Source organism: Paenibacillus camelliae (assembly GCF_023715345.1).
Taxonomy (GTDB): Bacteria; Bacillota; Bacilli; order Paenibacillales; family Paenibacillaceae; genus Pristimantibacillus; species Pristimantibacillus camelliae.
The window spans coordinates 66,644-87,740 of sequence record NZ_JAMBNY010000006.1 but is presented as its reverse complement, the minus strand read 5'-3'; the positions used below and the strand labels follow the sequence as shown (position 1 = coordinate 87,740).

The 21,097-nt window shown below is 43.5% G+C and carries 19 protein-coding genes and 1 riboswitch; of the genes, 5 read left to right on the top strand and 14 right to left on the bottom strand.

Annotated elements, in window-relative coordinates; genetic code table 11:
* Window position 1: 1 nt before the first annotated feature.
* A complete protein-coding gene (locus M3180_RS12190; RefSeq protein ID WP_251667773.1) occupies window positions 2-796 on the top strand; it encodes an energy-coupling factor transporter transmembrane component T family protein in 795 nt (264 codons plus the stop codon).
* A 13-nt stretch (window positions 797-809) separates the two neighbouring features.
* The gene (locus M3180_RS12185; protein ID WP_251667772.1) at window positions 810-1,730 is read left to right on the top strand and encodes a prenyltransferase; all 921 of its coding nucleotides are present in this window, start codon (window positions 810-812) and stop codon (window positions 1,728-1,730) included.
* Window positions 1,731-2,391: 661 nt separating this feature from the next.
* Here M3180_RS12185 and M3180_RS12180 read toward each other — a convergent pair.
* The 4 genes from M3180_RS12180 to M3180_RS12165 form a co-directional block, all read right to left on the bottom strand.
* Entirely contained in the window at window positions 2,392-3,378 is a 987-nt protein-coding gene (locus M3180_RS12180) for a polyprenyl synthetase family protein (RefSeq protein ID WP_251667770.1), read from the bottom strand.
* 13 nt (window positions 3,379-3,391) lie between these two features.
* On the bottom strand, window positions 3,392-3,826 hold the full coding sequence (locus tag M3180_RS12175) for a hypothetical protein (RefSeq protein WP_251667768.1): 435 nt from the start codon (window positions 3,824-3,826) through the stop codon (window positions 3,392-3,394).
* A gap of 131 nt (window positions 3,827-3,957) precedes the next feature.
* On the bottom strand, window positions 3,958-5,811 hold the full coding sequence (locus tag M3180_RS12170; protein WP_251667766.1) for an NAD(P)/FAD-dependent oxidoreductase: 1,854 nt from the start codon (window positions 5,809-5,811) through the stop codon (window positions 3,958-3,960).
* 455 nt (window positions 5,812-6,266) lie between these two features.
* Window positions 6,267-7,184, bottom strand: a complete 918-nt coding sequence (locus M3180_RS12165) for an FMN-binding protein (protein WP_251667763.1) — start codon at window positions 7,182-7,184, stop codon at window positions 6,267-6,269.
* Between the two features lie 241 nt (window positions 7,185-7,425).
* Between M3180_RS12165 and M3180_RS12160 the strand changes: the two genes are divergently transcribed.
* Entirely contained in the window at window positions 7,426-8,001 is a 576-nt protein-coding gene (locus M3180_RS12160; RefSeq protein WP_251667761.1) for an NAD(P)H-dependent oxidoreductase, read from the top strand.
* Between the two features lie 96 nt (window positions 8,002-8,097).
* Here the strand turns inward: M3180_RS12160 and M3180_RS12155 are convergent, their stop codons facing one another.
* The 8 genes from M3180_RS12155 to M3180_RS12120 form a co-directional block, all read right to left on the bottom strand.
* Complete coding sequence (locus M3180_RS12155) at window positions 8,098-8,583, bottom strand: GNAT family N-acetyltransferase (RefSeq protein ID WP_251667759.1); 486 nt, start codon at window positions 8,581-8,583, stop codon at window positions 8,098-8,100.
* 64 nt (window positions 8,584-8,647) lie between these two features.
* Window positions 8,648-9,235 (bottom strand): DJ-1/PfpI family protein, encoded by a 588-nt coding sequence (locus tag M3180_RS12150; protein WP_251667757.1) that lies wholly within the window; start codon window positions 9,233-9,235, stop codon window positions 8,648-8,650.
* 54 nt (window positions 9,236-9,289) lie between these two features.
* A riboswitch (ZMP/ZTP riboswitch) is annotated at window positions 9,290-9,370 on the bottom strand.
* A gap of 173 nt (window positions 9,371-9,543) precedes the next feature.
* The gene (locus M3180_RS12145; RefSeq protein WP_251667755.1) at window positions 9,544-11,826 is read right to left on the bottom strand and encodes an MMPL family transporter; all 2,283 of its coding nucleotides are present in this window, start codon (window positions 11,824-11,826) and stop codon (window positions 9,544-9,546) included.
* Window positions 11,827-11,855: 29 nt separating this feature from the next.
* Window positions 11,856-12,482, bottom strand: coding sequence for a TetR/AcrR family transcriptional regulator (locus M3180_RS12140; protein ID WP_251667753.1), 627 nt, complete (start codon window positions 12,480-12,482; stop codon window positions 11,856-11,858).
* Window positions 12,483-12,616: 134 nt separating this feature from the next.
* Complete coding sequence (locus M3180_RS12135) at window positions 12,617-13,375, bottom strand: ABC transporter ATP-binding protein (protein ID WP_251667751.1); 759 nt, start codon at window positions 13,373-13,375, stop codon at window positions 12,617-12,619.
* A gap of 4 nt (window positions 13,376-13,379) precedes the next feature.
* Window positions 13,380-15,701 (bottom strand): ABC transporter permease, encoded by a 2,322-nt coding sequence (locus M3180_RS12130; protein ID WP_251667749.1) that lies wholly within the window; start codon window positions 15,699-15,701, stop codon window positions 13,380-13,382.
* A gap of 15 nt (window positions 15,702-15,716) precedes the next feature.
* A complete protein-coding gene (locus tag M3180_RS12125) occupies window positions 15,717-16,358 on the bottom strand; it encodes a TetR/AcrR family transcriptional regulator (protein WP_251667747.1) in 642 nt (213 codons plus the stop codon).
* 250 nt (window positions 16,359-16,608) lie between these two features.
* Window positions 16,609-17,568, bottom strand: coding sequence for a helix-turn-helix transcriptional regulator (locus M3180_RS12120; RefSeq protein ID WP_251667746.1), 960 nt, complete (start codon window positions 17,566-17,568; stop codon window positions 16,609-16,611).
* 103 nt (window positions 17,569-17,671) lie between these two features.
* On the opposite strand from M3180_RS12120, the gene M3180_RS12115 reads away from it, so the two are divergent.
* Both M3180_RS12115 and M3180_RS12110 read left to right on the top strand, forming a co-directional pair.
* Entirely contained in the window at window positions 17,672-18,583 is a 912-nt protein-coding gene (locus tag M3180_RS12115) for an SDR family oxidoreductase (protein WP_251667744.1), read from the top strand.
* Window positions 18,584-18,774: 191 nt separating this feature from the next.
* Window positions 18,775-19,479: a glycosyltransferase family 2 protein gene (locus M3180_RS12110; RefSeq protein ID WP_251667742.1), complete on the top strand. Its 705-nt coding sequence runs from the start codon at window positions 18,775-18,777 to the stop codon at window positions 19,477-19,479.
* Between the two features lie 84 nt (window positions 19,480-19,563).
* On the opposite strand, the gene M3180_RS12105 is transcribed toward M3180_RS12110, so the two are convergent.
* Window positions 19,564-19,935 (bottom strand): PH domain-containing protein, encoded by a 372-nt coding sequence (locus M3180_RS12105; RefSeq protein ID WP_251667740.1) that lies wholly within the window; start codon window positions 19,933-19,935, stop codon window positions 19,564-19,566.
* A 118-nt stretch (window positions 19,936-20,053) separates the two neighbouring features.
* Window positions 20,054-20,995 (bottom strand): ribonuclease Z, encoded by a 942-nt coding sequence (gene rnz / locus M3180_RS12100; protein ID WP_251667738.1) that lies wholly within the window; start codon window positions 20,993-20,995, stop codon window positions 20,054-20,056.
* Between the last annotated feature and the right edge of the window lie 102 nt (window positions 20,996-21,097).

The following is a 21,097-nucleotide window of genomic DNA, read 5'->3' as shown; positions in this document are numbered from 1 at the left end:
CATGAAGCACAAATTAATGCTTGGCCGCTATATTGAAGGACAGTCACTGCTGCATCGACTTGACCCCCGCTCCAAGCTAGCTGGCATGCTATGTTTTATTGCGGCTGTGTTTCTCATTAACTCCTACGTTACGCTGTTCATCGGGCTAGTATTTACACTCATCATCATTGTGCTGACCAAAATACCGCTCTCGTACTATATCAGAGCAATAAAGCCGCTAATATTTCTTATTGCCTTTATCACCTTATTCCATATCTTCTTCCATACCGAAGGAGCTCGCATGCTTAAGGTAGGGGTGTTTTCCATCTATTCCGGCGGCTTGGAGAAAGGGCTAGTAGCGGCGGGACGGATGACGCTGTTCATCGCCTTCGCGTCGGTGCTCAGCTTTACGACTCAGCCTGATCGAATCGCCAACGCGTTAGGCAGCTTCCTGCGACCACTGAAAAGGCTCGGCGTGCCTGTTGAACGATTAACGCTCATGCTTTCGTTATCGCTTAGATTTATTCCAACCATATTTGAGGAGGCAGAGCGAATATGGAAGGCTCAAGTTTCGCGTGGTTTTTCACTTGCAGATCAGCCTTTAAAAGAAAAAGCTAAACGAACGATCGCCTTACTCGTCCCTGTCACTTCAAGTGCGTTTCGCCGTGCAGAAAGCCTAGCTGATGCAATGGAGGCACGCAGCTATCGACTTGGGGCTTCTCGTTCGCAATACAGGCAAATGCTCTGGAAGCGAAGCGATACACTTTTTGTCCTATCATTCACCCTGCCGATCTGTTTGATCACATTATTCAATTGAAAGGATGGTAACGATGAACCGTATGAATGCTAGATTATGGAGTGGATTTTGGCAGCTAGCCGATCCAAAGATATGGATTGCTTCAACTGTACCTATGCTCATAGCGACTGCTCTGGCATACAACAAGGAAAAGTCACTAGATTGGGGCTGGGTACTGCTTGCACTCGTTGGTATTTATTTAATTGAAATAGGAAAAAACGCGGTAAATGAGTTTATCGACTACTGGACTGGCGTTGATCGCTATATCGCTACAGATAAACGCAATCCCTTCAGTGGCGGGAAGAAGACGATCATTGACGGCAAGCTCTCAATGCTCGAAACAGCGATCATTGCAGTCATTACGCTAGCACTAGCATTTTTTATTGGCTTATATATCGCTCTTGTACGTGAGCCGAATGTATTCTGGATCGGTATGATTGGTGGCTTCCTCGCCGTATTCTACAGTCTTCCTCCATTTAAATTCAACTATAATGGGCTAGGTGAAGCTGCCGTTGGCCTTTCCTTCGGACCGCTCATTGTACTCGGTATGTATGCAATGCTTACTGGAGAGCTTGATGCCAATGCCGCATTTATAGGTTTACCGCTAGCCTTTCTCATTACGGCGGTGCTCTGGATTAATCAGTATCCCGATTATGAAGCGGATATGAAGGGTGGTAAACGGAACTGGCTCGTGCGAATCGGTAAGGCTAGAGGGATTAAGGTTTATGCGTGGCTTTACGCCGGTGCTTATGTTAGTATTGCTGCTGTTGCCCTAGCAAGCGGTAATTACTATTGGCTGCTCGGACTATTGACGATACCTATTGCTGTGCAAGCTGTGCGTATCGCAGCACTGAACCTGGACAATCTACCACAGTTTTTAACTGCAAATGCACGCACGGTTATGATTTACCAGCTGACAGGAGCCGCCATGATCGCTGCTGCTCTGCTGGCATAGCCTATATGTTTCTAATACTCTCATTGCATATTAATTAAGAAAGCTGCACAGAAGTGGGTGAAAACTTACTTCTGTGCAGCTTTTCTCTACTTGATATTAGATCTCGATCGTACTATATAATTTAATCACTATTGATAGTGAGTATATTTGCCAGTGCCAGCTCTTATAGATTTAACCGAATCACTCATACTAACAAATTAAACGGTAAACCTCATAAAAAGGTACTCACGCGTATACTGTGATACGATTTAAGCGCGAGCGCACTTGCTATTCATTTTTTTATATGTTTTTTCATATAAAGAAAGGTGCAAATCGATAACACGAGAGGGTTTTGTATGAATTATCATACATATTAACCAGATAGCGAACTTGCGTTACCAATTTTGTATAAAATATCATACAAAATAACTCAACGATTATACTCGTGTTTCCTTTTTATATGTTTTTTCATATAAAACGAAGAGCTTAAATCGTAAATGTTTAGACGTCGGGAGAATGCGCACAATAGAATCCTACTGTAAATTAAAAGTGCTCGAACGTATACTGGGATAACGTATACGTTCGAGCACTTGGGATATTCTCTTCCAATAAGTAGATAACGATTATTTCCGTCTCAGAAGGTTATTATTCGTTTGACTCTTATTTGTAATGCAGGTGTACATCATACAGCTTTTATGAAATAGGATACGAGTACCTGTAAATCTTTTATACTAGAATGACCTTCAAAATTCTCCAAAATACTCTTCGCCTTTAGCGTGTATTGCTCAGCGAGCTGTCTGCTGCGATCTAATGCATCACTTTGCTTCACCGCTACTATTGCCTCATCGAACTGTGCTTTACTAGTATCACAATGAAGCAGGAGCAGCTGTCTTCTCAAGTCTTCATCCTCTAACGCATATATAATAGGAAGCGTAATATTTCCGTTTCGTAAGTCCGATCCGGTAGGCTTACCAAGCTGTTCACTTGTGCTTGTAAAATCTAGCAAATCATCGTGGATTTGAAACGCAATACCTAGCGCTTCACCAAATTCATATAGCTGGTTCGCTACAGCTTCATCTGCCCCAGCTGCTCTAGCACCTGCTGACATACATGCTCCCATTAACAGTGCTGTCTTCCGCTTTGTTTTTTCTAAATATTGATCGAGTGTCATGCTAAAGTCGAAACGATGCTGCAATTGATCGTATTCGCCTACACAAAGCTCTGTTATAAGCGCAGCAAGCTCGGCACCCATATAAAAGTTCTCATCGATTAATTCGTCCTCGCTTGACCATTCCAAGGCTCTAGCAATCATATAATTACCGGCATGGACTGCTGTACCAATATCCGTTGCAGCATGCAGGGACTGTTCACCGCGGCGCAAAGGCGAATCATCAATAATGTCATCATGAATGAGCGATGCCATGTGCATATATTCAAGCAACCCGGCTGCTTTCCAAGCTAGATGAGACCGCTCTGATGTGCCAAATCTACCACCAACAAGCGCCATGATAGGACGCAGCCGCTTACCTCCTGCCATAATCAGCCGTTCAACACTAGCGTAAAGCACAGTTGACCGCTGCAGCTCATGATCAGACTGGATAATGTGCAGAAGCATCTCGTTGATTTCATGAAGCGATATTTGAAGCTGCTCATGCAATGGCTTCTTCATAACCTTTCACTCCCTATGCGCTTTGCTGATCCAGGTAATCTTTAATTTCCCGCTTCAGCTCCGTCATAAATCCTTCGCTTTTCCGGCCTTCTAACGATTGGAGCTGCATTCTTTTGTAGATCGGATTGATTTTTTTTAATATCTTCTGCTCCTTACGGCTTATGGCTACCCGATAAATTAATCCGATTAAATAATCACCATCTAAAATTGATCTTGCTAAGCTTTCTTTGTCATCAGGCAGCAAATGATTATGCTTACGTATGCCGACAGATATAAGCATACAACACGATAATACCGTCATCTTGCGCGAACGTGTCATACAATAAGAGCCTATCATCTCGGCAAGCTCCTGCAGGGAACGATCATCTGCATCCAGCTCTATATTCGTCTGTTTATGAATAAGCTCGTTCACTAGGTCCAGTGTATCAAGCAGTAATTTCTTATCCATAATAAGCACCTCACAACCATTCAGGTACAGAGGAAGCGCAATGGCTACTTGTTCACATTGCGCTTCTGCTCTGTTATTCCTCTTTCAATATCCGTGAACTTCCTCTTTCAATATCCGTGAACTTCCTCAGATTAGTCCGTGTACAGATACCAACGTTTAACAATCGGAAGCCTCTTCCATACTTTTTTGAGACGTGGATAAACATAATAATCAAGTCCTAATGTGCTGCCTGAGCCGCCAATCAATGCAATACTTGCAGCCATATACCAAAGCATTTCGCTTGGAGCCATTCCCGACACCCAGACCATGGCACCCATACAGAAGGTAACAACAGCAGCCGGTGCGGTGAACAAGCCTACAATGAGCAGCAAGCCTACGAGCATCTCTGCAGCAACCATACCAGTTTGGAAGATATAAGCTAGTGACGTATACCCGCCATCCGCCGTGTAAAACATAAGTCCCATCGACCAGTCCACAATATTTTTTATAAAGTCTGGAACAGGTAAAGCAGTAAGTGCCTCTGAGGTATAACTTGATGCTGCTGAGACTGCATCGGCAGCTTCTGCCACCGAGGCACCTGAGGTGCCGTCCACTGCTTTTGCTGGAATAAGAAACATAGCTCCTGGATCATCTAAAATCTTGCCAACCTTATCAAACCCCTGCTTGAACCACATCCACCCTGCAAAAATTCTTAGCGGCACAAGCCAGAAATTGGGGGAGCGTTTAGCCAAATGACCGCCGACAAAGCTTCGATTATTTTTTACGTTCATAAATTCATGCAAAATATAGTGATAAACCTTATTAAAACCACATACCTGGAATAGATAGACCATATTAATGAGATGCTTCACACCCATAGCTGCAAAGCCGCTTAATGAAAACATCTTCTTCGGTACGCCAACACTCGCTACACCATACTTACTGCCTATACATACCATCGTACCGTGGAAGGTTGGCTTGTAAGCTTTTTTCTGCTGGCTATTAAACTCTGTTGCGATGTTATGTGCAATAATAGGAGCTGCAAGCTCTGCATTCTCGACCATTTGCGGCACAGGGCGCTCACTGCCCTCCGGAATAAAGAAAATGTTATCGCCGACTACATACACATTTGAGTGCTCTGGCACTTGAAGCTTATCGTTCGTAAGAATCCGTTCGCGTCCTTGCTTCTCGACATCAAGCTCGCCGACTAGATCTGAGCCTTGAACACCTGCTGTCCATATCACTGTCTTTGAGGGAATAAACTTCTCTCCTACCATTACACCTTGCTCGGATACTTTCGTTATTTTCGCACCAGTTATGATGTTAACGCCAAGCTTGCCCAGATGCTTCTCTGATTTTACGATTAGCTTTTTAGGGAGGATCGGCAGAATCGTATCTACCATATCTGCTACGTACAATGAAACCTCGTTAGGGTTTACATAAAACTCCTTGCAGAGCTCCTGCGTAAACTCTGCCAACTCGCCAATCATCTCGACACCAGTAAATCCACCACCAACGACGACAAATGTGAGCATTTGCTTGCGAACTTGCGAGTCGGTCTGCTTCACAGCCTCACGAAACATTTTGAGCGTGTGCTCCTTGAGTTTTATTGCATCCTCATAGGACCAAAGCGAGAAAGCATGCTCCTGTGCTCCTTGAATACCGAAGAATGTAGGCTTACTGCCTGTACCGATCACTAAATAATCGTAGCTATAGCTGTCGCATTGACCTGTCAGCCTCTGAGCTTCAAAGTCAATTTGATCAATATGATCAAGCACAACGTCGACATTGCGAAAGCCTGAAAATATCTTTTTCAAATCAACGCGAATAGAGTCCTCCTCTACCCGATTTGCTGCTACTTCATGAAGCTCGGTCAATAACGTATGATACGGCTTGCGATCAATTAACGTGATGTGAACATCTTTGTTTTTACGAAGCTTGTTGGCAAGCTTCTTGGCTGTTAACACTCCACCATAACCGCCGCCTAAAACAATAATTTGCTTCATAACGGTCTCTCCTTTTTGCATGATCTAGACGTCCGTGAATTTCATGTAACAATAGTGTTCAAAAAGTTCAGCCTTCAGCACCGGGGCTTACGCTTCCGATGTGCGTTTTTCCAAAACGCTGTAATTGAAAGAAGCTAGGGCCAGAGGAGCGCAGCGTACGTAGTTGGTACGTGAGCATCGGAAAGCTCGGCTGAATTCATGTTTCGATGCCGAATAAACATTCAGTACTGCTTCGTGATTAAGGCTGGACTTTTTGAACTTCCTCTTTCAATGAGTGTTCAAAAAGTTCGGCCTTCAGCACCGAGAAAATTGAAAGAAGCTAGAGATTGAGAAGCGCAGCGTACGTAGTTGGTACGTGAGCATCGGAAAGCTCGGCTGAATTCAAGTTTCGATGTCGAATATGCCCTCAGTGCCGCTTCGTGATCAAGGCTGTACTTTTTGAACTTCCTCTAAAGTTACTTAGCGTTTGCTAGTGCTTTCGCTGCCAACTCAACAAACCCATTCACATGAATAGATACGCCAGAGATTGCATCTGTGCTGCCGTCATCTCCATATGTGATGGCTGCAGGATCTTGCTTTTCAATTAGATATTGCTCGGCATTGAACGCTTGCTCGTGCCATTCAGCAGCTGCATTGCCTTTTTCCTTCATCCCATATTCGCCTGATATGGAGCGTGTTACTTTGTCTGTACCTCCATCCTTATGCACACCATTCCAGCTCGCAGCGACGATCTTGCCATTCATAACCGTAATGTTAACCGTTTCCTTCCAACCAGACTTCTCGTCAAAACTGTCCGCTTCTGCATAGTAGCTGCCATCTTTGTAAGCTCCACGTTCTACCGGACCTGCTTTTAGTGCTGAATCCGCCAATTGTGCAAAGCCGCTAGCTGTAATCGATACACCAGAAACGGCATCTGTTTTCCCATTATCATCTACAACAATCGCTGCTGGTTCTTGCTTCTCGATTAAAAACTGTTCAAGCGCCGCTGCTTGCTCATGCCATTCTGCTGCAGCTTTCCCCTTTTCCTTCATGCCATATTGGCCGGCCTCGGACAAAGCCTTTTTATCAAGCCCACCGTTTTTATTAATGGCATTCCAGTTTACGTCTACAATCTTGCCACCCTCAACTTGTAAAGCAATGACTTCCTGCCAATCAGAATCCTCTTTAGGAACAGCTTCTGCATAATAGGAGCCGTCTGCATATCCTTCAGTTGCTTCAGCTGATGCTGTAGGCTCTGGTGCCTTAGTTTCTGCCGGTGCATTGGTTGCCGTATTTGCAGGTTGTTTATCATTAGTCGATTTCTCTCCTCCACAGCCAGCAGCTATAGCAGCTACAAGCATTAACATCAACAGCATCATTCCTACTTTCTTCATCTCTAATTCCTCCTAGTTTTTTGCGAAATTTTTAATGTGAATCTTTTCACTTAATTAGCTTACTTGTATTTTAAGCATCAGCAGCATTAAAGTATGTGATTATTATCACAAGATTTGGTAACGACATTTGATATATTTAATGAAACTCAATCTATGCTAGGATGCACCGAATAAATGCAGTATGAAGAGTGAGGAATCAAGGCTATCTAAAAACTCATATCCATAAAGGAGCTGACGAGTAATGATGATTTCCCCAAAGCATGAAGAACAGAAAAAAACATTAGTTATTATTGCTCACCCTACTCTACACAAGGGTTCACACGCTAACCAAAGGCTAGCTAAAGCTGCTGCCGAGCATGCTACAACTGTACAAGATTTATATGCCCAATATAGCAACGCACCCATTGATATAGAGCGTGAGCAGAAATTGCTGCTTGAGCATGATCGAATAATCTTTCAGTTTCCAATCTGGTGGTATAGCTGCCCAAGCTTGTTAAAGCAATGGTTAGATGATGTAATGACGTATGGATTTGCTCATGGTGAAGGAGGAAATAAGCTGCATGGCAAGGAATGGGGTTTGGCAGTTACTGCTGGGGGCTCCGATATGACCTACAGCCAGCAAGGCTATAATCTTTATCCTCTGGAGCAATTGCTGCGTCCATTTGAAGTAACAGCCAGTGTTGTAGGTGCAACGTTCCTGCCTTTGTTTGTCGTCTATAATGCAATGGGGCTGAATGATGAGGAGCTTACCCTCAAGGCCGAGGAATATGCAAATTACTTAACCTCAGCGATGGACCCATCATATTCACTAGCGTAATAAGCAATAGAAAAATCCGTTAAGTCGAAATAGCTATCGGCTTAACGGATTAAGTACCACGACATATAAACAGGAGAACTATTCGATCAATTGGAGTTAACGAACCAGCTTCTTTACAAATGTAATCCTATGGTAATCCGTAGTAAAGAAATCGTATTCGTAGTCTGAGATTTCAAATCCTAGATTACGATAAAAAATTATCGTTGATTCATTGTTAGTATGACCTAGTGTGTAGAGAATGACTTCATTACTGCCCCTATCTTTAAGCTTATCGCATATTGTCTCAATTAGCTGCCTCCCGATACCTAGTCGTTGATGTTCCTTGTTAACTGCTACCCCGACGATTTCATAAAGACCTACTTCATGATTAAATATATAGCCGGCATGACCTAATACTTTATGGTCATCGCCAATGACTACGAAATAGCAGCTATCAGCATTCATTTGTTCCTGCGATTCTAGAAACTGTGACCAACGCAACGGGTATTTCTCAATAATAAACGTAGGGAACTGTAAAGGATGTTCCCTCATCATTGCTACAACATGTTCTTCATCTTGATATTCAAAAGGCCTTATATGCACCTTGCAGCCCTCCCTTCATACCGATAGTGACAGCTAACCGATCGAATGGTTCCAAACTGCGCAATTAACCGTTAAAGTTTCTTCTTCCCGTTACATAGTATGGATAATCCATCTTTTCTTTAACTTGTCTGGCCACTTCTTCACTAGTCAACGATTCAATAACATACAAGCCCAGATCAATAGAAGCTGATACCCCACCGCCAGTAAAAACATTACCGTCTCTTACATAGCGTTCTTTCACAACCTCAGCACAATAAGGTGCCAAAAGCTCGTACGCGGATGGATTCGTTGTTGCTTTCTTACCTTGTAAAAAACCTGCCGCACCTAACAGTAAAGCTCCTGTGCAAACGGACACCTTGTACTTTACATCCTGTGCAGTCTGAATCCAGCCTATAAAATCATCATCGTACCGCAGCTGCCTAGTAGCTAGACCACCAGGGATAAAGATCATGTCATAGCCAGATAAGTCAGGATAAACCTTGCCTACTTTCATAATTAATCCTCGATCATCTTTAACTTCTTGTTGATTCGAACAAAAATCCCATTGTACATTTTCTTTAGTGTTAAGAATGCCTATCCACGTTATTGCTTCATAAAAGCCTACAAAATCGAGTGTCGTCATGTTGTCAAATAAAATAAATGCAATCTTCATAAACTAACACCTACCTTACATAAAAATAAAAAAAGTATCTGATCATGAGATCAAATACTTTGCCCAGGCGTACGGCATATGATCATATGTGCTCCCTCGTGGTACTCCACGTTTACGCCAGTTGCACATACCAATTACTTCCTATTACTCTTATATCAATAATTTCTGAATATTACAACAATAATTCAGCGTAATCATAATAAAAGATAGGCCCGCTTCTAAAGCGGACCTCGTCGATGCTTTCAATATATCTATGTTGCCTATATTGTGCTTCGTTAGATATTTTTGCACTGATATGACGGAAACGATTATTGCTCGTTCTTTTCATTAAGCTTCGAAATGAGCTTATCTCCTTCAACATCCAGGTTAGGAAGCATCCGATCCAACCACTTCGGTATCCACCAAGCCTTGCTATCGAATATTGCCATAACTGCAGGTACTAGCGTCATTCTTACAATAAACGCATCAATAAAGATACCAATCGTTAAGGCAAATCCTATTTGCTTAATAATAATATCTTCTGTAAAGATGAAGCCTGCAAATACAGATACCATAATGACTGCAGCTGCTAGCACGACGCGACTTGCTTGGTTGTATCCATGAACGATGGATTCCGTGCCGCGATGTCCATGCACGTAGGATTCACGCATGGAGCTTACTAGGAATACTTGATAGTCCATCGCTAAGCCGTATAGTATACCTGTGATGATAATTGGCATAAAGCTAAGCAGCGGTCCACCCGTGTCAAATCCGAACAGCCCACTTAACCAGCCCCATTGGAATACCGCTGTCGTACAGCCGAATGTTGCTAGAATACTAAGCAGAAATCCAACGGTTGCTTTAATAGGTACAACAATCGAACGAAATACGAGCAGAAGAATAATAATGGATAGAATGACGATAATTCCAACATATAGTGGAAAAACATCTGCCAGCTTAGCTGACATATCGATATTTACCGCTGTAAATCCAGTTACACCAAGCTTAATATCATGAGACTGTACAATATTAAGATTAGGATCACGCAAATGTGTTACCAAATCTTTCGTTTCCTTATCGGAAGGCCCCGTCTCAGGAATTAAGCTTAATATCGCCAAGCTGCCGTTTTCGTTCATACCTAGCGGAGAGACCTGAGCAACATTATCCTGACTATTGAGCTCCATGACGAGCTGTATGAGAGATTCAGGAGTGAATGCAGCCGAAGAATTATTTTGCTCTGCTACAATAACGAATGGTCCATTAAACCCTTCGCCAAAGCCCTCCGTTATTGCATCATAGCTCTGTCTTGCTGCTGTATCTAAATTCGCTGTAGCCGCACCTGGAATCCCCATATCCATTTTCGAAATTGGTGTTGCGGCAATACCAAGAACAACGATAATGATTAGAATGACTGGCCAGCGGAACTTAATGACACCTCTAACCCATCGATCAGAAAATCCACTTTTTGCTGATGTCGCTGACTTGCTATTATACTTTTGACGAGCTTTTTCGGAGCAGATTCGTTCTCCTACTAGACCAAGCAAAGCTGGCAATAGCGTTAAGGCAAGCAGAACGTTAATAAACACGGTTGCTGCAGCAACTAGCGCCATAATGGATAGGAAGGAAATATCAATAACGAGCATACCGCACAAAGCGATAATAACGGTTAAGCCTGCAAAGAACACCGCGCTTCCGGAGGTTCCGATCGCTCTGCTTGTAGCCTCCTGCGCACTAATGCCTTGCTCAAATATTAAGTGGCGCTGACGATTGACGATGAACAAGCAGTAATCTATTCCTACCGCCAAGCCAACCATAAGTCCCAGCATAGCAGAGACGCTTGTCATCTCAATCATGCTTGAAAGTGAGAATGCGCCCCCAACACCAAGTGCAACACCTAAAAGAGCTGTGAGTAGAGGCAATCCCGCAGCTACCATAGATCCTAAGGTCATTAATAGGACGAGCGCTGCAACGACTACACCAATAATTTCCCCAGCTCCGATGCCAAGGTGAAGCGGCAATAACGATTCGCTAGGCAGCACCGTAATATTCGCTTCTGTCTCAGCTACCTTTGCCGCATCTATAATTGCATCCTTAACATCCTGTGGAACAGAGTTTACATCTTTTAAGAATTGAAATTGGAACAATGCGATATTCCCATCGCTTGAAAGCAGTACCCCTGGAAGTGGGCCAGCCTCTGTCATCATGTATCCATATGGCGGCAGCTGGTCAGGTGTCGCATACTGCATCATAAGTAAGCTTAAAGCATTAGCTTCTGTAGCTAATTCAGCTGTATTCAATACGTCTTCTAATTGATATACGTCATTAATTACTTTACTAATGGCGGCAATACGTTCAGGTGTATCCATCCGCTCCTCGGCAGGGGCCTTAAACACGATGCTTCCTTGTCCGCCTGATGCCATCGGAAGCTCTTGAGCAAGCTGATCAAGGATTCGTTGTGATTCTGTGCCTTCGATTTTCATATTACTGCTTACTTGAATCCCATTAACTCCAATTAATGTACCGACAACCGCTAATATAACTAGCCAAGCTGTAATAACGTACCATGATTTTCTGTACGCAAAATTACCGATTTTATACAAAAAAATTGACATCTGTCGAAAGTTCCCCTTTAGGTTAGATTTTAGAGATTAAATCCATTTTTCAAATATTGATAGATTTTATCTAAGTATTGATGAAAAGAGCTGTCTGACATCGTTTGCTCTGGCAGTACATTAAGGCTTCCGTTTACTACAGGCAAGATGGCTCCGTAAACTGCTCCTACGAGAAGATGAACATATACGTCATCATATTTCCCATTAGAAATTTCCAGTAAAATGCTATTAGCTTCGGTCTGCATCTGACTCATTTTGTCTAGTAAGTAAGGCTTAAGAGATGGGTACTCCGTGCATAGATTGACAATCTTATTCATTTTGCGAAGAAGCTCTAAGGTGATCTGCATGTTGATTAACTTAAAGAGCACATCAATAAGTAACATGTCCTCTGACAAATTCGCCAACAAGTTCTCTGCTTCAATCGTGTCATTAATCATAAAAGCTCCAGCAACGACTGCTTCCTCTTTACACGTGAAGTGATTGGCAAAGGTTCTTCTGGAATAGCCCGCTCTTTGGACAAGTTCATCAACGACAAAGCCCTCTAGACCGCGCTCCATCGTAAGCTCGAAAGCCGCATCAGCAAGTGCTTTAACCGTTGCTTCTTTTTTTGCAACGCGTAGATTAGGCTTGATGGTTCTTCTACTCCTTTCATACAAAATTCTTACAGTAGTTTACAACATAATTGCCCAAAGTGCAATGTTGCACTTTGGGCAATTATGTTACAGTATTCAATCATTCAATAAAAGATAACTCTGCTAGAATACGAGGCTATCTCTTCATAGGCGCTTAATCATATACCTACTTCTCGCATTCTTTGGGTGATGCTCTCAACCCGATCATCCATATTCAATCCAGTAAACCTAGGAAGCTTTAGCACACTCACCACTTTTCCATCGCGCATAAACATCACTCTCTCCGTCCGTGCAGCAACCAACGCATCGTGCGTAACGAGCATAACCGCGGTACCGTCATTATTAATCTCCGTAAAAATGTCCATAATCTCCTGCGCTGACTTCGAATTAAGTGCACCTGTAGGCTCATCACCGAAAATAATTTTCGGGCTGTTCATTAATGCTCGGCATATCCCTGCTCTTTGGAGCTGCCCTCCTGATACCTGCGTAATGTCGCGCTGCTCCAGCTCCGCAATACCTACTCTGTTCATAAGTGCTCTTGCCTTCTTCACAATAGATGCCGTATGTTTACGCTGATCACGCATTGAGGGAAGAATGATGTTATCAAGGATATTCAAATGTTTAAGCATCGTCGGCTGCTGAAATACAAAACCCATCGCTGTTCTACGAATCTCTGAAAGCTCATCAGCAGAAATTTTAGATATATCTTTACCGTCAAATACAGTCTTTCCTCCATCAATCGTATCCATTCCGCTAAGTGCGAACATAAGCGTTGACTTTCCCGAGCCCGATGGTCCCATGACCGCCACAAATTCTCCCTCGTTCACCTCTACTGACACGCCGTCAAGAACATTTCGTTTTTCAATACCCTCCCCAAAGCATTTCACGAGGCTGTCACCGACAATTATCTTTTTCATACCGCTACTCCTTTATATGGTTAGAGATTTTTATGTGTCCCACATGCGCTACACCAATTAACGTCGCTATTATAACTGTGATCGCCATCAGCAGAGGGCTAAGCAGGTAAGCTGAGATCGGATCAATTGTAAATTCGAACGTCGATGCTCCGAATGAGGAGATAACTAAGCCGGCAAGCAGCTCTCCGAGCGTATTAGCGAGAATCGTACCTAGAAGCACTCCGATGATTAGGATGAATATTGAACGGGAAATAAATTGTACCTTCACATCCGTGCTGGTATAGCCGAACGCATTCATGACGGCAATCGAATATCTATCCTTAGCAACCAGCATTCTTATAAAGAGCATGCTGATTAGCAACGTTATAGCAATAGCTACAACAATTGCAACGTAAGAGGCTGTCTTAACCGCGCTGATCGTCGAGCCAAAGGTCTGTTTAACATACTCATCAATATCTGATGTTTTAGTGTAATCAAACGTTTCGCTATATTCCTTGACCTTCACAGCGACGAGAGCGGGATCGTATAGTTTAGCGCTAACGATACTCCACATTGTTCCAGCGGATTGGTCTGAGAATACAGCCTTCGCTGTTTTACCACCGTTGGTAATATCGGAATAGATTCCGCTTACGATAAGCTTCTTCTCTACATCCCCCATCACCAATGTCATCGAATCCCCCACCTCGTAGCCCATATCATCAGCATACAGCGTGGAAAGAGCGATATCATTCTCTGCAGCAGGAGCTTTCCCTTTCGTATAGGCAATAGGGAATATCGAATGATCACCTAGCTCGATTTTAATATTTTCTTCCGTGCCATCCCGCAGCTTCACTCTAAATGTTTTGGTCGTAAGGACCGCAAATTGCGATATCGCTTGATCGCTTTGCACCGCCCTAGTAATGTCAGCCACTTTCTCCGAGAAATTGTCGACATTGCCGGACAGCTGCATGCGAAGATCGTAGCTTCCAATCCCCATGTAGCCAATGAAGCTTTTCGAGGAAATCGTGTTATACAGGTTTTGTGGAACGATCATAATAAATGATGAGAGCACAAGTACAGCAAGCATCGTAGCATATAGTTTTTTTCTAGATAGCACATCCTTCATGCCAAGAAAAACATTCGTATTTAGCAATCTGCTTCCACTTAAGGTGATACGCCTTGCGCCTGTGTGCTTTTCTTGCAAACTGCCAAAGCGTATAGCCTCTGCCGCGGAGATATGCCTAAAGCGTTTGAGCACTCCGTTTACATAGATGACGATAGCTATAAACACAAGCAGGATACCAATGATAGCTAATACATAGGCTAACGCCGTATGATCGCTTTCACCCATAAAAAGACGAATATTTTCTAGCAGTAAGCCTTTAAATACGAACGAAAGAGCGAAGCCTAGAATGGAGCCTGCTGCAGCAATCGCTGCATATTTAGCAAGATAGATTTTTTTAATATCTGAAATACGCAGCCCGATGGCCTTCATTACCCCAATCTCGCGATAATCCTCTTCTATTTTCGCAAGCAGTGTAAAGCGTATGCACAGAAAGGCGATCGCAACGACAAGAAAGCTTACAAGTAGAATAACTCCAACCATCATCCCATCGGAAATAGCATTCATCATGCGGAATAGCGCGTAGGTGACAGTCGGCCCGTTCATCTCAAGCCCTGCATTGGCATAAGCGGTTTCGAAAGCGCCTAGCTCAGCTAAATCCTTCAATCTAAACTCTATCAAATACTCAGGATGACCTTGCGACTTTATATGTGCGTAATCGTTGCTGCTTACTAGAAATCTCTTTGAAGCAGATAGTGATGAATTCATCGTCGAATCGCGAAGAAAACCAGCAACAGTAAACTCCTTTCCGCTAATTACAGCCCGATCCCCCACCTTCACCACGTTATCCTTCATATAGCCTACTGGAACATAAACCTCACCATCTGCTGCTTGAATAACCTGACCATCAAGATCTAATAGATAGTCGAATGAACGACTCTGAACGCTTAGTCCATTATCCTGAACGCTGCTAGCGAGCGAGCGCTCACCAAACGTAAACTGCGAGCCATCTAGGTTCAGAAATTCGACGACCTGAAACTCCTCGACATTGCTATGCTGCTGAGCAAAGCTCGTTAGCCGCTCAATATCGATCTCACCAGCATGCATCTGCATAAAATGCGGTGTTTGCGCTTTAGTCATCAATGTATCCAGCGCACCGTACAGATTAACTGCGACGATTGCAGCGAGTGAAACTAGCATAGCTGCTGCAGTGACAAAGATCACCGTTGTGATCGTAATCAATTTGCTCTGTAGAATATCATTACGAATTATTTTCTTATACATAATTCCCCTCTATCCTCAATGCTCGTTTTCTTCGTTACTAAACATTTGCATCACGATTGCTAGACTACCATCCTCAGCACCGAGCAGCCTTTCAACGTTATAAATAAATGCCTGAATACGCGAAATACGCTCCTCATCCGTCATTAGAACGATATCTTCATCAAAAATAGTGTTTGCATAGATAATCACCATCTCCATGCTCTCATAAGGGAATGCTGTGTCGAACAGCCCTTCCTCGATGCCTTCGCGTATAATTTCCGTGAGAATTGGGGTTAAGCCGTTTATTAGCATCTTCAGAATCTTCTGATGCATAAGAGCGTTCTGCGGCTTATGAATATGCTCCATAATTTCATTGCTGCTTTCACCACTCAGGTTCATCGACATAACTACGCGAACGATTCGCTCAACGATAGGTATGCTTTTGTCTGCTGCAACCTCCTCAGCAGCAGCCAGTAGACGGACACTATACCTTTCAATTAAAGCGTTAACCATCTCTTCCTTGGATTTAAAATGATGATACAATGTACCTCTTGCAATCCCGACTTTTTTCAAAATATCATTGGTACTCGTACCGTCTAAGCCCTTTTGCCCGATGAGCTCATCTACTGCGTCAAGTATTTCGTTTCTTCGATCTTCAGCCGTCTTAACTATTCTCATGAGTGCATCCCCCTTCACCGACCGACAGTCTGTCGGTAATATCATAACATAAATTATTGCATATATTTGTAAATTTTTTATTAATTTGAAATTTTTTTCGAGATTGAAGGTCACACCATCAAGCATTGGCATAAAAAAAGCATGAGCTCGGTAGACCCGAGCCATGCCAACATAGATAAAAGTGATAGAGAGTTTCTTGATGATACATCAATAAGCTCAACCTATAGGAAGCACGCACTCCATCCCTTCCTCACTCATACATCTTAATCATAAGCTGCGCTTGCTGAACGACCTTCTCCCTCAAATATTCCGGCTGTGTAATTGTCATGGCTGCACCGAAGCCGAGTATATAGCTGATGGCCTCCTGTTCTGTGTTAAAGGTTAACGTGACGGGAGTTGGTTGACCATTGTGCGAATCACCTATAGTCGTTATATCTACAAATTTGTCTGTAAAGGTGAGTCTGCCCATAATCGCTGGATCCACCTCAACCTCTACCTGAAAGGAGGGCAAGGCTTCGACAAAGCTGAGCTTACTTTGCTTCCAATACTCACTGAGCTGGAATTGCTCTGGTCTTGTAAACCCTTCTTCTACTTGCTCCGCTTGAACGATTCTAGATAATCTAAAGCTGCGATATTGATGTTCCTCATTTAATGCGACGAGATACCAAGCACTCCCCTTCGCTACCAAGCCTAAGGGAGATACGACACGCTTAGTACGTTCCCCGTCAGCTTTTTGATAGACAATATGAAGCTTCATGTCCTCCCATAGCGCCTGCTGCACAATAAGCAAGTTTTTGTTATTTAGCTTAGATTGTTTCCAGGTACTAGTGTCTATATAGAGCTTTTCTAAAAAATTTCGACCAGCTGATTTGGTTGTAGGCGGCGTAGCAGCAAGCAGCTTCTCACGAATGTCTACTCCGTATGCCTGCACACCGAGATCCTCCAATACTTGCTCAGAAGGAAGAATGAATAATGCCTTCATCTCCTCTAGCTTCAACCCGCTTAGCTGCGATTGAAAATGCTCCATTAGTCGCCATCCCCCTGCTGGTCCCCGCTCCGCTACAACGGGCACGCCCGCTGTGCTTAGCGCATCCATATCACGTAAAATCGTTCGTTCAGACACTTCAAGACGAGTAGCAAGCTCCTTTGTCGTCATTTTTTTATAATTTTGCAGCAAAACCATAATACTTAATAATCGATCCGCCCTCATATTCTCACCTGCAATATAGTTATTTGAAGCATGTTATATATGACAATAGATGTCGTCATTATAGGTTACAATGATGAATGAAGCAACAAAAGGAGGATATGCGATGAAGTCTTTACATGGAAAAATAGCATTAGTCGCTGGCGCAACACGAGGGGCTGGTCGTGGGATCGCAATGGAGCTAGGAGCGGCTGGTGCAACGGTTTACGTCACAGGAAGAACGACAAGAGCAGCACGCTCAGAATACAACAGGCCAGAGACCATTGAGGAAACAGCCGAGCTCGTTACGAAGGCAGGCGGACGAGGAATTGCGGTGCAAGTCGACCATTTAATTCCTGAGCAGGTACAAGCACTAGTGAAACAGATTGAGGACGAGCAAGGAAGGCTCGACATACTTGTCAATGATATTTGGGGCGCTGAATATTTGGTGGAATGGAATGTGCCTATATGGGAGCATTCGCTGGAGAAAGGACTGCGTATACTGAGACTTGCCATCGATTCACATCTCATCACAAACCACTATGCCCTGCCTCTTCTAATTAAGAACAAGCATGGACTAGTCGTAGAGATGACAGATGGAACAGCAGAATATAACAAGACGCATTACAGATTGTCAATGTTCTACGATCAAGCAAAAACAGCTATTAATCGAATGGCGTGGGCACTTGCCGAGGAGCTTAAGCCATATCAATGTACTGCCGTGTCATTGACTCCGGGTTGGATGCGCTCCGAGATTATGCTTGAGCATTATAAGGTAACCGAAGAGAACTGGCGTGATGCGACAGTAGAGGAGCCACACTTTGTTATATCAGAATCAACTCGCTATGTAGGGCGTGCTGTTGCTGCTTTAGCTGGAGATGCCCAAGTGGTTCGGTTCAGCGGACAATCGCTTTCTAGCGGAGAGCTGGCAAGAATCTATGGCTTTACCGATATCGATGGCTCACAGCCTGATGCTATGCGGTACCTTGACGAGGTCGTGGACGCAGAAAAGCCTGCAGACGTTAACGGGTACAGGTAAGAAGCTCAATACGATAGATACACGCTTCACTTACATTCCTTCATGTAAATAACCGACAGATATCTGTTCCGCTAATCTTTCTTCATTATCATATTCTTCCCTCTCTTTTCGGATAAGTCTAAGCAAACTGCTATGGATACTAATACCATATAGTAGTGACATTGTACTAATACGAAATGGAGGGAAAGCTTTTGTACGAACCTGGTGTGTCCATTATTACGTGTACGAATCACCCTGGTTTTTTCAAAAATATATTGCGCAATTATCGGTCTCAGCGCTATCAACGAAAAGAGCTCATTATCATCATTAATAAAGACAGCATTGATGTAAGAGAATGGAAGAAGAAGGTCGCTATGTATCCCGATATAACCATATATAGGGTTGCAGAGCGAGTCTCGCTTGGTCAATGCTTAAATTGCGGGATTAGCAAAGCCAAGTATCCACTCATTACTAAGTTTGACCATGATGATTATTATTCACCATATTATCTAAAGGAGCAGGTCCACACGCTCCTACGTACAGGAAGCGCGGTAGTGGGCAAGCACGCTTGCTTTGTCTATCTCGCCGCAAGTCAGCAGCTTCTCGTTCGCTCTCCTCTTGAAATGAACAAACCAGTAAGCTTTATTCAAGGAGGAACACTCTTGTTCCGAAGAAGCATACTAAAAGATGTACGTTTCTCTGACATCACGCTTGGTGAAGATGTCAAATTTTTAAGAGATTGCGCCGAAAAGGGCTACACGATATACGCGACCTCACCCTTTAACTACGTCTATATCCGTCGAAAAGATAAATATTCTCATACGTGGCAGGTTGGCGATCAAAAGTTTCTCGAAGGCGGCCAGCCTATTGCTAAGACTAAGGATTTCCGTAAAATCTCCGTGCGTAAATTTGCTTAAGCTTGAGGGGTATAGGTTATTCCCCACACTAAATATGTACAACAAATACACCATTAGCCTTACAAATGGTGTATTTGTTATGTATTAATCTTTTAAGATAGCGTTAGCGATCAACCTATCGAATGCTCGAATATCCACTCCTTTTTGCAGCTTTACTTTGATATGACCTGCTCGTGTCCACAATTCTACCTCAGCATTGAAATCAAGAAAGCTTCCCGCATTCTCTGTCGACCACATGTTAATTGAAGAATAAGGCAACGAATATATTTCCACCTTTTTACCTGTGAAGCCTTGTGCATCTCTCACAATCAGTCTTTTGTTTGTAAAGATCGCGGAATCCCGGTAAGTTTGATACGCAGCAACCGCTACCTCACCTTCCACCAGCAATTGGTTTACATCCTGTGGAATTGGACACTCTGTGACAAAGGTCCATTCCAAAATACTCGCTTGTGACAATCGTTTCAGCCTCCTTTTCAATTAGTAATTCCACATACTAATCTATTAAAGCTAGCGTATAGCTATGACTCAATGAACAAGCGGTAAGCAACATTAATTAAAAAACAAAGAAGGTCTGTTAGCCCGAGACCTTCTTTGTTTTCATAGGCACAATATATGGTTTAAGCTCTACAGCCGCTACCGTATTATCGAACACAGTTTTAGCCTCCGCTTCAAGCTCAGCTAATTGCTCATCCAAATATCGGGAGCTAAAGTGAGTTAAAAACAGCCTTTCAGCACCTGCAGCACGTGCAATCTGTGCTGCTTGTATCGTCGTAGCATGACCGTATTCATGAGCCTTGTCTGCCAAGTCATGTGCAAATGTTGCTTCATGAACAAGCACATCAGCTCCTTTGCCTAGGTACACTGCATTTTCACACGGCCTTGTATCACCTAATATCGTAATAATGCGACCTGGCAATGGCTCGCCAACGGCATCTGCAGATCGAATCATCCGGCCATCCTCCAAGCTTACGTCCTTCCCTGCCTTGAGCTGTCCATATAACGGCCCAGGTGGAATCCCCATCTCTGCCAGCCACCCAGCATTTAATACCCCTGGACGCTCACGCTCCATCAAGCGATAGCCATAGCTATCGATTCGATGATCCAGCTTTGCTGCTTCGATCGTCATATCTTCATCCTCGAGAATAACCCCTTCTGCAATCTCCACAATGCTTATTGCATAATTCAAGTGCGTCTCCGCGATCCGCAGGTTGGTTTCCACGAGCTCACGCAAGCCGGGCGGTCCATAAATATGTAGTGGCTCTATACCACCTAATGATGAACGAGAGCTTAGCAAGCCCGGCAAGCCATAGACATGATCTCCATGCAAATGAGTAATGAATAGCTTACTCAAGCGGCTAAGCTTCAAGGGGGTATTCAGCAGCTGATGCTGGGTGCCCTCGCCGCAGTCGAACATCCAAAACTGTCCGCTGTTACGGGATATTTTTAACGCGATCGAGGTTACGTTTCTTCCACGAATCGGCATACCCGCACTTGTCCCTAAAAACCAAAGCTCCATTCTATTCGGCCTCCCCAATACGTTATGCTTCATAGTTTACTCAAATTAGGGTTAAATTAACAGTTTAAGGCTTGATCATTGTAGATTGTAGAATACATCATC